We start from the raw sequence: 14,559 nt of genomic DNA on the forward strand, positions 1-14,559 counted from the left end.
GCCGAATGAATAACTGTTCTGGGCGACTCACTTCGTTTAGAGGTCGCGGCCTTCGACTTCGGGTTCGATTCCCGCGGCGACCAAATCCTGTCGGACTCGCTCGCGGAGTGGTTCCGGAACTGTCCCCCTTCCGACCGGTACCGCCACGTCCCCGTCGCCTTTGACTTTCCAGTAGAGCACGCAGTGGCTGGGTTCGTAGTATTCGATGCTGTAGTAGTCGTCCGCGCCGCGGTAGTGTACGCGGGCGGCAAACTCGTCTACTTTCCAGCCGTCTTGCTCGCCGAGTGCGGAGAGCGAGTCGTCCATACCTGCGATTTGCTACCGGGTGTGGTAGTCGTTACGAAAGTCAGAAAGTAACAGTTATTCCCCCGGAGCGATTTTTCCCGGATACGGGTTCGTGGTCTAGTTGGTTATGACGCGGCCTTTACAAGGCCGAGGTCGGTGGTTCGAATCCGCCCGAACCCATGAAATTCTGTCCGATGCAATGTGACGAGCGGAGCGAGTCACCTGCTCGCTTCCCTATTCACTCCTTCGCGACCTTGAAGAACTCCTGATACCCCACGGAGGCGAGCAGGGCGAGGAACGGAAGCGGATAGAGCCAGTACGCGCGATAGGCGCGCACGAACAGTGGTGCCGTCATGGAGAGTGCGAGGAGTCCGGTCGTCAGCACTGGGGCGTTCGTCGAGAGCGCGGGTCGTTCTGCGCCCCGTGCAGTGAAGGCCAACTGGGCGACAATCGTCGCGGGGACGATAAGAACGAGGTGTTTGAGGGCTTCACGATAGAGTGCGCTCATCCACCGACTCGTGTCGCCGATGAGCGACGGAACGACCGGATTCGTGGTGTACTTTTCCGCCGCCCCGAACGACCAGTAAATCGCGCCGTGGAACGAGGCCTGTCCCCAGACTGCGTACACGAAGCCGAACGTGACGGCGACGACGCCGATTCCGGCGAGGCTGAACGACGCGAAGCATCTAATGCCCGAATCGCGGTCGAGTTTTCGGAGACGGTCGTACGCCAGCGCCGGAATGGCGAACACTGCGTGTTGGGAGAAGAGCCCCGCGGCCGCGATAGTTGCGCCGCGTGCCACTGGATGGCTGACCGAGAGTGAGAGGAGGATGCCCGCGATTGCGAACGAGCGAACGTTTACGACGGTTCCACCGGCGGCGGGGACACTCGTCAGGAACAGCAGCCCTGCCACTAATCCAACCCGAGAGGCGTCACGCTGTGCGCAGATTCGCCAAAGAAGAATTGCGATGGCGGCATTTGCGAACCCGACTAAGACGAAAAATACGAGCAGATACTGCCCAGTTGCGGCAACAGCGATGTTGAGCAGTTCGAAAAGCGGTGGTTTGTTGTCCACCGCTGGCCGGACGTAAATCGGCTTTCCGGCGAGTGCCGCCTCCGCGAGCGGACGCCAACAACAGCGCACGTCAACGTGTGGTTGGTGTGCACCGGCCTGAATCCGCATGTACCGATTCATCGTTTCGAGAACGCCGAGCAGGAGGAATACCGGAACGATGAACGTAGATGACTCAAGCGTTTCTCGTTTCGAGCTAAGTACGTGCATTGGAGTGAGAACAGGGTGTGTCTGTTCGAGCTATCCGTACTGGACGTGTCGATGACTGTACTGTCGTCTATACGTTCTGTATGATTGACTGGACATATACTTTCTTGTATAGAACCGATAAATGATTACAGGAAATTAGAAAGTACAGGATTTGTTGCCACTCTCATCAAATATTCCGAGGAGGTACGAAATTATCGGACTCAGGTCCTCCCTCTTTCTCGTGATTTTCTAAAGAACGGACGTGCAAATCGAAACCGGTAGATCGTAACACGACTGCCGCGAACTGCCTACATTTTCGACGCTCAACGGAATCGAGGGAACGGTTTGTCGCCGGAAGCTCGGTTGATTCGAAGCGTGAGCCATCTCTGTCGGACAGCAAGACTAGCGGCAGTAGAACTCTCGTTCGAGAATCGAATAGGAACTCACAGATGCGTTGGGTCGTTCAACGAGCGCATTACCTTACGCTTCCCACGAGAGTTCGATACCGGCATCCGACCAAATCCAGGCCTCATCGTTTTCGGGGTCGTAGAACTCGACGCCGCCGTCGATTTCGCGTTCCAAACAATCGCCCCATTCTTCGGTGTTTTCTTGCACCATTGGGTATATCGGGAGTGCAGAACCGTGTAGGTATAAGCTTTCCCCCGCTCGCGGTATTCACCGCTTACCGCGTCGGTGATAGATTTTTGATGAAAGAAATATTTCGTGGTGTATCGCCGATTACTCCGCCGACTTTTCCCGCGCTGGGGCTGGCGGATGAAGTTCGATTCCAACGTCGTCGGGCGTGAGAACGCTCGGAAGGTCACCGTCTCGGTCACCCGTAATGTCCCCGAGAATCTCTTTCAGGTAGGCGTTGAACAGTTCGGGATGCTCGCTCATCGGGAAGTGGCCGATTTGGGCCATCTCGACCGCAACCGCACCGTCACCGACGCCTTCCGCCGTCTCCTTGCCGTCTTCGGGCGTGGTGAGGTAATCGTACTCCCCGTTAACGATGTACAGCGGACATTCGTCGGCCTTCACTTGGTCGAGTTTGTCCCGGTAGTCGTGGTCAACCGAGTAGTAGTACAGGTCGCCCTTGAACACGCCCGTCGCTCCTTGCTCGTAGAGGTACATCGTCTCTCGACGGGTTTCTTCCGGACTCTGCGGTGCCATCAATCCCCAACAGGAGTAGGCGTTTACTTCGGTCGTGTTGACCTGCGGGTGGTCTAACCAATCGATGTAAAAGCCCGGACTGTGCGCGCCACACTCCAATCCGATGAGGGCTTGGAACCGGTCGGGATACCAGTCGGCCAGTTCGAGCGTGATGTTGCCACCCATCGACGACCCCATGTAAATCGGGTCTTCGAGTTCGAGCGCATCGGCCAGCGAAACCAGCGTTTCCGTGAACTGCTTGCCCGTCATTTTGTAATCTTCCTCCCACCACGATTGGCTGGTCGGTGGAACCGATTTCCCGTGATACGGGAGGTCGTGCGCGATGACGCGATAGTCCTCGGTTATCTCCTCGTCCGTGAGGAGGTGTCGCCACTCCTGACAGTTGTTGCCAGCGGTGTGTTGGCAGAGAATCGGCGTTCCGTCTTCCGGGCCGTTCTCCTCGAAGTAGATTCGGTGGTCTACCCCGCCGATTTCGACGTGGACGTATTTGCCCGTAATCGGTTCGATGGTTCCTTGTTCTGCCATGTTAGCTCCCTCCGTTGTTGTTCGCCACGCGCATCAAATCGAGCGCGCGCTGGAACGGTCGCAGGTTTTGGAATATCTTCTTGTTGTCCCCTCGCATCATGAGATGTCCGTCCTCGTTTCTGACCGCACTGCGATAGTGCGACGCGACGATTTCGTGGTTGAACGCAGGCGGCGTCTCTTGGACGAACTCCTCCCACGCCTCCCGGTCGCCTTCCACGCCGAACGACCACCGGTTGTTCAACGCCGGATTCGGCAGTATCTCGCGAACCGTCCCCTCTTGCATCTTGATGAGGAACCGTTCATCACCGATTTCGACGTAGAAGTTGTCGCTGAATTTGTCGTGCCCCCGGACTTGCATCTCCGGGTCGCTGTTCACCGTCTCTTTGTAGTTTTCCCACCATTCGTGGCTGGCAAACTCTGTATCGTTCATTGCTCCCCCAAAGCACGAAGTCAACAGCGACGATGATAAAAAGTAGCATAATACATCCGTGGCGTCTCGGTCGGAACAAGCAATCTGGAAGTCACTCTTCGACCAGCGATGCGCCGCAGTCGGGACACTCCTCGTCCACCATCGTCACCTGCGCGTCGCACGCGGGACAGAACTCCAAATAGCAGGCGCGTTCTCCCATGTGTAACACTGACACGATACGGCATAAATGGCTTTCGACCGCAGTCTGGAACGCTGTCGCCGTGGTTTCGCCTTCCGGCCGCCCTCCGGCGCATTTCGAAATCCTTTTTTGTCCCATCCCCCTCCGTCCAAACGCGCCGCCTTAGCTCAGACTGGGAGAGCACTCGACTGAAGATCGAGCTGTCCCCGGTTCAAATCCGGGAGGCGGCATTTCTGTAATTCTGACCTGTGAGCGAAGCGAACCACGTCAGAATTACGAATGCACCCGAGCGGATTTGAATTAGACCGAGGTTCTGTGCGAAGCGCAGGTTCTCGGGCGTTGTTCAAATCCGGATGGCGGCATGATTCTACGGCTGACAATACGAACGAGCGAAGCGAGTGAGCCGTCGGCCGTGAATCTGCGACCCGACTGCGATTTGAATCAGATAAGTCGCAGCTTGGAAGCGCAGCGAAGCGAGCATCCCGGAACGTCTTGGCGAGGTTCAAATCCGGGAGGCAGCCTACCTTTTCCGCGGAGCTATTACGCCGACTGGTAAGTATCCTCCCGACCACGATTGAAATCAGGCACGCCACGAATCACGGTGAGCGGGTGTTTCTCTGTTGGATTTCTGCCTGCTGAATACACTTATAAATACAATTTAGAAACTTCGGCTACCAGAAACAGCAGAACGATGCCAGCGACAGCGACGATGGCACTCTGAATGTCGGGTGCGCTCATGACTGCTCAAACTATCATGCCGACGAAAATCAGTGCTAGCATCGCATACCCGGCTTTTCCGAGGAGAGTGACCCCGTCCACTTTCACTACTGGCTCTGCGCTGTAACAATGATTAAAATATTCCATATGATAAATATATTTGAGAACGAATGAATTTAAGTATAAAGCTCGAAAGAAATATCCGGGCCGTTTTCTTATCATGAGAAATGAACCTTCAACGGTTTCGCTACTATACAACATGGCATCACGAGGTGAATAAGGAACAATATGATGAACCAGCCGACCCATGGAAGCTACTTCGGGTAGCACCTGCTGATGTGGAATATTATACCAGCAAACACCAACTTATCTGGGGTCTTGGGAGAGTACGGGCGGGAGAGTGGGAGAGTGAAGATAATTTGTTGCGCGAAACGACTACTTACAGAGGGCTCAAACAGCGTTTCGAGGAGGGGTACGATTGGGAAGAAACAGCATTGTATCGACGGGCAAAGAAGCAGTTTGAGGAGGGTGGAACGGTTCGTGGATACGAGAGTATCGAAGAGTATCGGAACGTCAGATGCGAGTATCTCGACGAGTTATACCAGAACATCAAGCAGGACGGGTATCGACCCAACGAAAAAGCAGGACACGACAATCCGCACGAAGACGCCTACGCACACCACTTAGAACCGCTTGTAGTTATCGGGTCTTCTGGAGATATCTATTGGATTGAAGGCTACCATCGGTTTACTATCGCGTCTATTTTGAACATCGGTGAAATCCCCGTGTGCGTACTTTGTAGACACGAAAAATGGCAGCGAATCCGCGACCGAATTTACAATACACCGACTTCCGAACTTCCGTCGGAACTCGAAACGTATCTGGGTCATCCGGACGCTCAAGACGTACTTTCGTAGATTGTCTCGGATCTGAACTGCTTGAACGAATACTACTTCACAACAAGGAAACACAATCATCCTGCATGAACCAAAACATTTCCATCGTTCGAACCGACAGCCACGGACACGAAACCGAACTCCGTAACCTCCTTCGAGAGTATTTCACCAGAGCGAACGAACGAGGGCAAGAATGGTTCGATGACGACGATTTCGGTGCGAACGTCGAGGAAATCGTAGCGGGCGACCTCGACAGACTCGAATCGGCGACAATTGTTGAACCACTCTTTCTCGCGCTTCTCGACGACGAAATCGCGGGCTCGGTGCAGATAAAACAACTAGACGAAACGACTGCCGAAGTGAAGCGACTGTACGTCAAACCGGCTTACAGAGGCGAAGGACTCGGCCGAAAACTCATGGAAACGATACGCAGAGAAGCAGACGCAGATGGGTACGAAACACTCCGATTGGGTGTATCGCCATTTCACGAGAAGGCACAGTCGCTGTACGCCGACTTCGGATTCGAATATAAGGAACCATACGACGAAACGCAAGCACCGCCAACGATTCGAGAAAATTGGAACTTCATGAAGCTCTCACTCTCTGACTGACCAACTCGCAACTGGCGAACGACTCCTGTCTCTCGCGGAAACACCACCCTCCTTTACCGCATATGAAAAGAACTTTACTTTCGATTCGAAATACCACAGAGTCGTGCCCCGTTTCCCGAACCCCGTCCGGTTAACCATCCTCACAATCGGCCTCGCGCTCGCTCGCGCAGGCCTCGTCAATCCCAAGCGCGTCCGCAGAACGACGGATTTGGCGTGGCCGCGCATCGTCACGGGACTTGCTCGGATGTCGAAGAATGCGGTGGACGTGGCATTTGTCGGAATCGCCGTCGGCCCGGCGGCGATTGCGGGTGTCGGATTCGCATCTCCGTACTGGGGTATCGCGTTTTCGCTCGGGGGCGGATTCGCCGGAGGGACGATTGCGCTCGTTTCGCAACGCTACGGCGCGGAGGCGTTCGACGAACTCGGGCAGGCGATTCGGTCGAGTGCTGCGCTCGTCCTCGCGGTGACGTTTCCGGTTGCCTGTCTCTTCTGGCTGTTTCCGACGGAACTCATCTCGCTGATGACGGGCAACGAAACGACAGTCGAGATGGGTGCAACGTACTTGCAAATTCTCGCCATCGGCGTGCCGTTTGCCGGACTCAACCTCATCGGCAGTCGCATCTACATCGGGATGGACGATTCGTGGACGCCGATGTTGGTTCGTTCGGGCGGTGCGATTTCGAACATCGTCTTGAGCGGTCTGCTCGTCTTCCCCCACGGATGGGGTGTCGCTGGTGCGGCGTGGGGTACCGTGCTGGCGAACGTGGTCGTCACCGCGGCGTTCGCTCTGGGGTTGGTCGCTGGCCGACTTCCGATTGCTGGTGAACTACCAGTACAAGTGAATCCTGCCGCCAAGTACGTCGATGGCGACACGATTCGACAGTTGGTTCATATCGGCCTGCCGGTCGTCGGACGTAACATGGTGTGGACTGTCGCCAAATTCCCGATGTTGGCTATCGTCGCGCTGTTCGGCCAAAACGTCGTTGCCGCATACGTCATCAGCCGACGTATCTGGGGCTTGATGAACACGCCCGGTTGGGGATTCGGATTGGCGTCGAGTAGCCTCGTAGGACAGGAACTCGGCGCGGGCAACGAACTTGACGCGGAAGAGTACGCACGAGATGTGATTCTCTTTGCGGTGGCCACCTACGCCGTCGCGGCGGTCATCGTCTTCGCGTTCGCCGAACCGATCGTCGTGTCGTTCGTTGGGGATGCGTCCGACCCATCGGTGCCATTCGCCGTATCGCTCGTCTACGCGGCCTGCGCCGCGGTCATGGCACAGGGTGTCAAAGGTGCTGCTGCGGGGCCGCTCGATGCGAGTGGCGACACTCGCTGGCCGTTTTACAGCCAGATAATCGGCATGTTCGGCTGTGCGATTCCCGTTGCCTACCTCGGTGCCACGACGTCGCTCGGCCTCTTGGGACTGTATCTGTCGTTCGTAGCGGAGACGACGGTGCCTGCGGCCATCAACTACTATCGGTTCTCGACCGGAAAATGGAAGGCAATCAGTCGGGAGTTCCGCCCGGGTGTCTCCGCTTCCGACGATTGATTGCTTTCTTGAAACTTTCCATCCAATGCATCAAAGTGGAACTGTCGATGACGGTAGTTCCTCCTCGAATTACCGACCGATTCGACGGCGAACCGCATTGAAATCCAAAATAGCGGCCACCTGTACAGAATATCGGATGATTTCGAAAAATCATCAACTGATACTCGAAACGAGGACAACGATTTCCCAAGCCTTATCCGGTACAAGGCATTTTGTTCAGAAGCAATGGCAAAAGGTAACGTTGATTTCTTCAACGACACAGGCGGCTACGGTTTCATTTCGACTGAGGACGCGGACGACGACGTTTTCTTCCACATGGAAGACGTTGGCGGCGAGGACCTCGAAGAGGGAACGGAAATCGAATTCGACATCGAACAGGCACCAAAAGGACCACGCGCGACGAACGTTACGCGCCTGTAATTTTCGGAATGCGTGTCCGCTAACGCGGACGACATAGCGTATCGAAATTTTACTGCCGAATATTTTACGCCCGAGTAGCAGTGGTACTGCGTATCGCTTATGTGGTATTCTGAAATAGTCCTGTGGAGAGTGTTCCGTAGGGTATCGTCCATGGTATAACCTGTCTCGGAAGTATTATCCGTGGGGCGCCAGTTTATCCAAAAGCAATGGCGAAAGGCAAAGTTGATTTCTTCAACGACACTGGCGGCTACGGTTTCATCTCGACTGAGGACGCGGACGAGGACGTTTTCTTCCACATGGAAGACGTTGGCGGCGAAGACCTCGAAGAGGGAACGGAAATCGAATTCGACATCGAACAGGCACCAAAAGGACCGCGCGCGACGAACGTCACGCGCCTGTAAATCGGTTACTGCTGTTTATCGAGTAGTACCACACTTTCTTCAGCGAGCGAGTGAACGGAGAGCGGTGCGACTGCCATCAGTTTTACCTGCACATCACTTGTCACACCGATTCGGTTCGGAAATTGTTCGGTAGTGTGACCTATCAACCGTCTCGGTAAACCGCCACGGTTTTGACTATACAGTACAATACTACCAGTATGAACGCAGGGCACGAATGTCCGGGATTGCTATGAGCGACCAAAAAAACCCTGATTCACCGGAGATGTGCGACCCGGACGTCGGCGCAGGATTGCTCGAAACGAACATGGGTCCAAGTTCGGCGTTGGCCCATCTCTATCGTGGCGAGATTCATCGCATGAAGTTCTGGCGGGAGCGACTCGACAGAACGAGCAACTGGGCGATTACGTTGATGGCGGCCATCCTCACGTGGGCGTTTTCGAGTCGGAGCAACCCCCATTATATCGTTCTGCTCGCCATCGTCACGGTCAGCATCTTCCTGCTCATCGAGGCACGTCGGTATCGCGCCTACGACATCTGGCGCTCGCGGGTTCGGATGCTTCAGCAGAACGTGTTCGCCTTGGGACTCGACGATTCGGCGGGCGTCGTGGACGAAGACTGGCGACAGAAGTTGAGCGAGGATTATCGCATCCCGAAGATGAAGGTGTCACTTGAGGAGGCGCTCGCACATCGTCTGCGCCGCGTGTACGCGCCGCTCTTTTTGGTGCTGCTCGCGGCTTGGGTGTTCCACCTGACGGCCTACGCTTCGGGTGGGCAGTGGCCCAGCACTGCGGCAATCGCGTGGATGCCCGGCGGCGTCGTTCTCGCCACCGTCGTCGTATTTTACGTCGGTATCCTCGTCGTTGCCTATCGTCCACGAGAGTGGCACATCAACGGCGAAATACTGCCGAGCGACGTGACTGGCTGGGACTATTCGCGGGAGTGACGAAGGCGAATCCCCCGATAGGTGTTTACGTGAACCTCGCCTACCGGGGGCACGATGATGGCAACGACGCACGCCCTTATTGGCGTGCTTCTCGGAAGTATCACCCTTCTGGTCGCGCCGGAGTTCGCTCCGGTCGCGGTCTTCGCGGGACTTTTCGGCGGCGTATTTCCGGATTTCGACCTCTACTCGGGCCACCGAAAGACGCTCCACTTTCCGGTGTATTTCTCGGTCGCTGGAGCGGCGGCAATCGCGATTGCGATATTCGTTCCAACGATGTGGACTGTCGCAGTCGCCGTCTTCCTCCTGTCGGCGGCGGTTCACTCCGTTTCGGACGCCTTCGGCGGCGGATTGGAGTTAAAACCGTGGCTCGGCGAGTCCGAGCGCGCGGTGTACGACCACTTCCGCGGCCGGTGGATTCCGCCCCGTCGCTGGATTCGGTACGACGGCGCGCCCGAGGATTTCGCGTTGGGCTTCTTCGTCGCGCTCCCGAGTCTCGTCATTCACGAGGGGACAATTCAGACCCTCGTCATCCTCTTCGTGCTCGTTTCGGGCGTGTACGCCCTGCTCCGAAAGCAAATGGTGGTCGCGGCGGAGTGGCTGGTTGGGCGGATTCCAGCGTCGATGTTGGCCTACGTGCCCGACCGGTTCGTTCGGGATTTCGTCCAGTGAGCGTCGAACTCGCTTCGAAGGGTTTATTCACGGCCTGACCATCAGACTTCAGTAGTAACTATGTCCGACAAACCTGCCTCAATGTACCGGGAGATTCGAAAGCCCCCGTACACGCGACGCGAATACATCACGGGTATCCCGGGTTCGAAGATTGCACAGCACAAGATGGGCGACGTTGGAGAAGACGAGGACAACTACCCCGTCCAAATCTCCCTCGTCCTCGAAGAAGAGTGCCAGATTCGCCACGGCGCGCTTGAGGCCTCCCGCCTCTCGGCAAACCGCTTCCTGCTGAAGAACATCGGCGAAACCGGCTACAAGATGATTCTTCGCAAGTTCCCCCACCACGTCCTGCGTGAGAACAAGCAGGCAACTGGTGCGGGTGCAGACCGTGTTTCCGACGGAATGCGACAAGCGTTCGGGAAGCCAGTCGGCACCGCGGCGCGAATCCAGAATGGCGAGCGCCTCTTCACCGCATGGTGTGAAGTCGAGGACGCAGACGCCGTCAAAGACGCCTTCCGCCGTGCCTACAACAAGGTTTCCCCGCCGTGCCGCATCGTCGTCGAGCGCGGTGAGAAAGAACTCATCAGCTAAACAGACACTCGACCATTTTTCGACGTGCTGGTTTCGTCGTCAGCCACAGGTTTGAGCGACAGATTTGATTTTTCGTTTCGACTCTACTCGAACGCCATCTGATTCCTATCCAGTGATGAACCGTTTTTCAAGATTGGAGCTATGTAGTCACGACAACAAATGACCGCACCGCCACCGCGCTCGCGGCTTCGCCGCTCGCAATCGAGATTTCTACGAAATCTCGTTCGCCACACGCCACCCCAACCGATTCCTTCCTTCACTCGCATTCGCTCGTTCACTCAGTCATCCCTCGCACGACTTCGATAGAACTTCTCGGAGGTGAACTCCTCGAAGTTCCATCAGCGCGCCATCTGGTTTACACACCTTTCGAGAATCGACACATCCGCTCTGGCGCGTGCGTCGGCAGGCCCGAGGGCGTCCCGAGGGCCTGCCGATTGTCACGCGAGGGATGAGTGAACGAGCGAATGCGAGTGAGGGAGTCGGTTGGGGAGGTGTGCGGGCGGTTGCGGTTTCACTGGAGTCGTGACTTGCCAGAACCACCTGCAATCTGTTTCCTCCTGCAATTTGCCTCCGACTGTAACTTGTACGAATTCACATTCCACTACGATTCGCACCGGAGCGAACAGTCTTTTGACCCTCAACTCGAAATTCTCACTCGAATGCTGAACTTGGCGGTTGCGTACCGAAAACAGACGTTCGAACGAATGCGTGACCCACTCGCAGAGCGAGGAATCAACGCCCACCACGTCCCGAACGAGGCGCGGACGTTCGACCTCGGCGACCCGCCATGGACGCCAGACGAGTTCGACGTGGGATTCGTCTACCCCTCCCGGATGATGGAGGGTGGCGTGGTCGATGCCTTCCTCTCGGTTCCGTGGGTGAACGGGTGCGAGGCGGTTCTCACGTCGCGGAACAAAGCCGGGGTCATCACCCGACTCGGAAAAGCGGGGATTCCAGTTCCGAAGACGGCGATGGTTTCGAACCCGGTCGAAGAGCGCGACCTTCGAGAAATCTTCGCACGATTCGACCCCCCGGTGGTCATCAAACCCAACTCGACGACGCGCGGAACGGGCATCGCGAAAGTGGATGACCTCGATTCCTTCCTCGGCGTCGTGGACTACCTGAACCTCGTCCACGACTACCGCGCGACCGGAGACAAATCGTTTCTCGTGCAGGAGTACCTCCCCAAAGCAACGGACTACCGCGCGATGGTGGTGGATGGCGAGTACGTCGGCGCGGTCGAGCGCCGACTGCCGGACGACGCGCTGGATGAGGGGCGCTGGAAACACAACGTCCATCGCGGCGCGAAAGCACGGGGAATCACCCTTCCGGACGAACACAGAGAAATCGCGGAGAAAACGGCGGAAGCGCTCGACATTTCGTTCTGCGGCGTCGATTTACTCGACACGGGCGACCGAATCGTCGTGAACGAGACGAACGCCCGTCCGACTATCGACGCGGAGACGAAGTACGAAGACGGATTTTACGATCGCCTCGCTGAACTCGTCCGAGCGACTCGGCGGTAACAGTTCTCCAATTACTCGACGCTGATGTTCGCCGATTCGTCGGTTTTTTCGAGTGTGACTTCGAGGACGCCGTTGTTGTACGTCGCTTTCGCGGAGCGTTCGTCAACGCGCGCTGGAAGCGAGATTCGTTCGTCGTATTCGCGGTGGTCGCTGACGGCGCTGATGGTCATCGTTTCGCCGTCGCATTTGAGGTTGATGTCCTCTTTTTCGACGCCGGGGAGGTCTGCGATGACGCGAACGTGTTCGTCGTCTTCGTGAATATCGACGTGGGTGTCGCCCCCGAATCCGGCGGGCGTGCCAGTATCGACCTGCATATCGACGTTTCCGCCCATCATATCGTTCATCATGCGCTCGATTTCGCGGAAGAGGTCGTCGAAGGGGTCGTCGCGGTCGTCTCGTCGCATGCAGAACAGTAAGCCCCTCCCGGGCAAAAGGTTTTGGACGCCCCCGCGAACGCGCCGCTATCGAACGTGCTGAACGAACTTCGATTCGGCGTCTAAAAAATGAAACCGCGTCGGTTGGTGTTTGGTTAGTTCAGTACCGTGATAGGGGAATTAGTCCCACCACTGAACCTGCGTGTTCTCGTTCTCGGCTTCGGAGTCAGCGTACTGGACGTTGGTGTTGCTCTGCTCGTTCTCTTGCTCGGCTTCCGCTTCACCTTTCACAGCGATAGCGTAGTTGTCGTCCTGCTTGTTGAAGTTCTGCTGGTTCACGTACTGCTTCTGGTCAACGTCGGACTCTGCATACTGCCAGCTGCTCTGTTTCTGTTCGTCGTCTGCCGCGGCCATGCCCGTGAAACCGACAGCGAACAGGCTTGCCACGACGGCCAGCGCAATCGTGATACGAAGTGCTTTTTTCATTGTTTTCTCTCCGGGCGGGAGAGACTGCTTGTCGAACCCACACGGCGTCGGTCAACCGCTGACACCGTGCTGTTCGCCCCACCCATCTCACGCCATCGGGGGAGTTGTAAATGAATGCCCACCACCGTTGAATCCGTTTGCTCGTTTCACAAACGACCGAATTTCGTCCTAATCGGGAGTAACACAGAAAATCGGGATACGCACTCCCATCAGTGCAGATAGGACTACCGGAACGCTCGTATTGTCTCCCCTTTCGAACGACCGAATTGACCGATGCGGAACCGTAACGGAACATACGAATGACATGTGTTACCGTCTCTCGTACTGAAAATCGGCGAATACCGGTGTCGAATGTGGTTCGTCTTCGTAACAGATTTTCAGCCAGAACGTCGTCGAACCGGAAAATCGCGTGACAAAAACGAATGAAAAAACGGAATTCGAGGAAATCTGCTCGGATGCCCGATTAGAAGCCGATTTCGAGCGCGTCGTTCGTCGTCTCGATGCTCTCGCGGGCGTCAGCACTGTTCGTCACGGCGCGAATCGCATCGACGTTTTCGGGAACCACGTCGCTCTCTTGGTGGATAGCTTGGAAGAGGTAGAGGTCGTTTCCTTCCATCGACACCGACTCGCCCCAGAGGCAGTTCTCCCAGAGGTCGGCCCGCGGCCGCCCTCTGTCCATGGCGTACTCCTTGAGTTTGCCTGCGCCGTCGATGTCCATTCGCTCCGGAACGACGAAGATGCGCGACTGTTCTTCGAGCAGTTCACGAACTTCCTCCGCATCCGGTTCGGATTCGAGCGAGACGTTGACGCTGTGCATGTGCATCAGGGTCGCCGGAACCTTCAGACCGAGCGTGTCGATTGCGAGGTCTGGGAAGATGGTCTTCACGTCCGGGCCGTGGTGCGACGGCAGTTTCACCGGGTTCGGCACGATGTCGTTGATTGGGCCGCGGCCGGTCTGGGCCGGGTCGCCACCACGCCGGACGAGCGTTGCACGAACCTTCTCCACGCCGTACTCCTCGCGAAGCGGTGCGATGAGGCGCGACAGTCCTGTTGTGTTGCACGAAACGACGCGAACGTGCTGTGCGTCCACGGCTTCCTCGTAGTTGGCGCGCGCGTTGAAACTCACGTCGGCGACGTCCGCGTCCTCGCCACCCTGATAGAGCGCGGGCGTGTCGTACTCCTCGTATAGCGACTTGTTGTCCGCGCCGATTCCGGACGGGCAGGCGTCAACGACGACATCTGCCTCTTCGACCATCTCTTCTACCATTCCAGCGAGTTCGATTCCCGCCTCGTCGAACAGTTCCGCGCGTTCCTCGATTGCGGCGTAAAGCGAATAGCCGTTTTCGACTGCTCCCTCGGCTTCGAAGTTGGGTCGGGTCTTTGCGACCCCCACGACCTCCATATCCGGTTGCGCCCGGACAGCGTCAGCGACTCGTTTCCCGATAGTCCCGTACCCGTTGATGCCGACCTGTAGCATGTACATCCGCAGGTCCAACGTCCGCCATTAAAACCGTTTCGAGCCATTCG

At 56.6% G+C, this 14,559-nt stretch carries 17 protein-coding genes and 2 tRNA genes; 11 read left to right on the forward strand and 8 right to left on the reverse strand.

All coding sequences use genetic code 11. The features are described 5' to 3' along the window. Positions 1-36: 36 nt before the first annotated feature. Positions 37-306: a DUF7538 family protein gene (locus tag BW974_RS01215; RefSeq protein WP_076427279.1), complete on the reverse strand. Its 270-nt coding sequence runs from the start codon at positions 304-306 to the stop codon at positions 37-39. Positions 307-391: 85 nt separating this feature from the next. Between BW974_RS01215 and BW974_RS01220 the strand changes: the two genes are divergently transcribed. Beyond that, positions 392-465 (forward strand) — tRNA-Val (locus BW974_RS01220). Positions 466-523: 58 nt separating this feature from the next. Here BW974_RS01220 and BW974_RS01225 read toward each other — a convergent pair. From BW974_RS01225 to BW974_RS01235, 4 genes are all read right to left on the reverse strand, one after another. Continuing rightward, positions 524-1,567 (reverse strand): hypothetical protein, encoded by a 1,044-nt coding sequence (locus tag BW974_RS01225; RefSeq protein ID WP_245799869.1) that lies wholly within the window; start codon positions 1,565-1,567, stop codon positions 524-526. Positions 1,568-2,026: 459 nt separating this feature from the next. Next, a complete protein-coding gene (locus tag BW974_RS25290) occupies positions 2,027-2,164 on the reverse strand; it encodes a DUF7331 family protein (protein WP_158413703.1) in 138 nt (45 codons plus the stop codon). A gap of 120 nt (positions 2,165-2,284) precedes the next feature. Further along, the gene (locus BW974_RS01230) at positions 2,285-3,241 is read right to left on the reverse strand and encodes an alpha/beta fold hydrolase (protein ID WP_076427280.1); all 957 of its coding nucleotides are present in this window, start codon (positions 3,239-3,241) and stop codon (positions 2,285-2,287) included. Position 3,242: 1 nt separating this feature from the next. After that, positions 3,243-3,671 carry a hypothetical protein gene (locus tag BW974_RS01235; protein WP_076427282.1) on the reverse strand — a complete coding sequence of 143 codons (429 nt, stop codon included), beginning with the start codon at positions 3,669-3,671 and terminating at the stop codon, positions 3,243-3,245. A gap of 334 nt (positions 3,672-4,005) precedes the next feature. On the opposite strand from BW974_RS01235, the gene BW974_RS01240 reads away from it, so the two are divergent. From BW974_RS01240 to BW974_RS01285, 10 genes are all read left to right on the forward strand, one after another. Then, positions 4,006-4,079: transfer RNA gene (locus BW974_RS01240), tRNA-Phe, on the forward strand. Between the two features lie 909 nt (positions 4,080-4,988). Continuing rightward, a complete protein-coding gene (locus tag BW974_RS24490; protein ID WP_245799870.1) occupies positions 4,989-5,483 on the forward strand; it encodes a hypothetical protein in 495 nt (164 codons plus the stop codon). Positions 5,484-5,548: 65 nt separating this feature from the next. After that, entirely contained in the window at positions 5,549-6,073 is a 525-nt protein-coding gene (locus BW974_RS01250; protein ID WP_076427286.1) for a GNAT family N-acetyltransferase, read from the forward strand. A gap of 103 nt (positions 6,074-6,176) precedes the next feature. Next, positions 6,177-7,622 carry an MATE family efflux transporter gene (locus BW974_RS01255; protein ID WP_076427288.1) on the forward strand — a complete coding sequence of 482 codons (1,446 nt, stop codon included), beginning with the start codon at positions 6,177-6,179 and terminating at the stop codon, positions 7,620-7,622. Positions 7,623-7,847: 225 nt separating this feature from the next. Beyond that, entirely contained in the window at positions 7,848-8,042 is a 195-nt protein-coding gene (locus BW974_RS01260) for a cold-shock protein (RefSeq protein WP_049971680.1), read from the forward strand. 206 nt (positions 8,043-8,248) lie between these two features. Then, positions 8,249-8,443, forward strand: a complete 195-nt coding sequence (locus BW974_RS01265) for a cold-shock protein (protein WP_049971678.1) — start codon at positions 8,249-8,251, stop codon at positions 8,441-8,443. Between the two features lie 229 nt (positions 8,444-8,672). After that, the gene (locus BW974_RS01270; RefSeq protein ID WP_076427290.1) at positions 8,673-9,386 is read left to right on the forward strand and encodes a DUF2270 domain-containing protein; all 714 of its coding nucleotides are present in this window, start codon (positions 8,673-8,675) and stop codon (positions 9,384-9,386) included. 54 nt (positions 9,387-9,440) lie between these two features. Next, positions 9,441-10,055: a hypothetical protein gene (locus BW974_RS01275; protein ID WP_076427292.1), complete on the forward strand. Its 615-nt coding sequence runs from the start codon at positions 9,441-9,443 to the stop codon at positions 10,053-10,055. A gap of 60 nt (positions 10,056-10,115) precedes the next feature. Next, on the forward strand, positions 10,116-10,646 hold the full coding sequence (locus BW974_RS01280) for a 50S ribosomal protein L16 (RefSeq protein WP_076427294.1): 531 nt from the start codon (positions 10,116-10,118) through the stop codon (positions 10,644-10,646). Positions 10,647-11,305: 659 nt separating this feature from the next. Next, positions 11,306-12,172 (forward strand): ATP-grasp domain-containing protein, encoded by an 867-nt coding sequence (locus BW974_RS01285; RefSeq protein ID WP_076430178.1) that lies wholly within the window; start codon positions 11,306-11,308, stop codon positions 12,170-12,172. 11 nt (positions 12,173-12,183) lie between these two features. On the opposite strand, the gene BW974_RS01290 is transcribed toward BW974_RS01285, so the two are convergent. The 3 genes from BW974_RS01290 to BW974_RS01300 form a co-directional block, all read right to left on the reverse strand. Beyond that, entirely contained in the window at positions 12,184-12,576 is a 393-nt protein-coding gene (locus BW974_RS01290; protein WP_076427296.1) for an Hsp20/alpha crystallin family protein, read from the reverse strand. 150 nt (positions 12,577-12,726) lie between these two features. Continuing rightward, on the reverse strand, positions 12,727-13,032 hold the full coding sequence (locus BW974_RS01295) for a hypothetical protein (RefSeq protein ID WP_076427298.1): 306 nt from the start codon (positions 13,030-13,032) through the stop codon (positions 12,727-12,729). A 463-nt stretch (positions 13,033-13,495) separates the two neighbouring features. After that, the gene (locus tag BW974_RS01300; protein WP_076430179.1) at positions 13,496-14,509 is read right to left on the reverse strand and encodes a type II glyceraldehyde-3-phosphate dehydrogenase; all 1,014 of its coding nucleotides are present in this window, start codon (positions 14,507-14,509) and stop codon (positions 13,496-13,498) included. Positions 14,510-14,559 lie beyond the last annotated feature (50 nt).

This window comes from Haladaptatus litoreus (assembly GCF_900156425.1).
Lineage (GTDB): Archaea > Halobacteriota > Halobacteria > Halobacteriales > Haladaptataceae > Haladaptatus > Haladaptatus litoreus.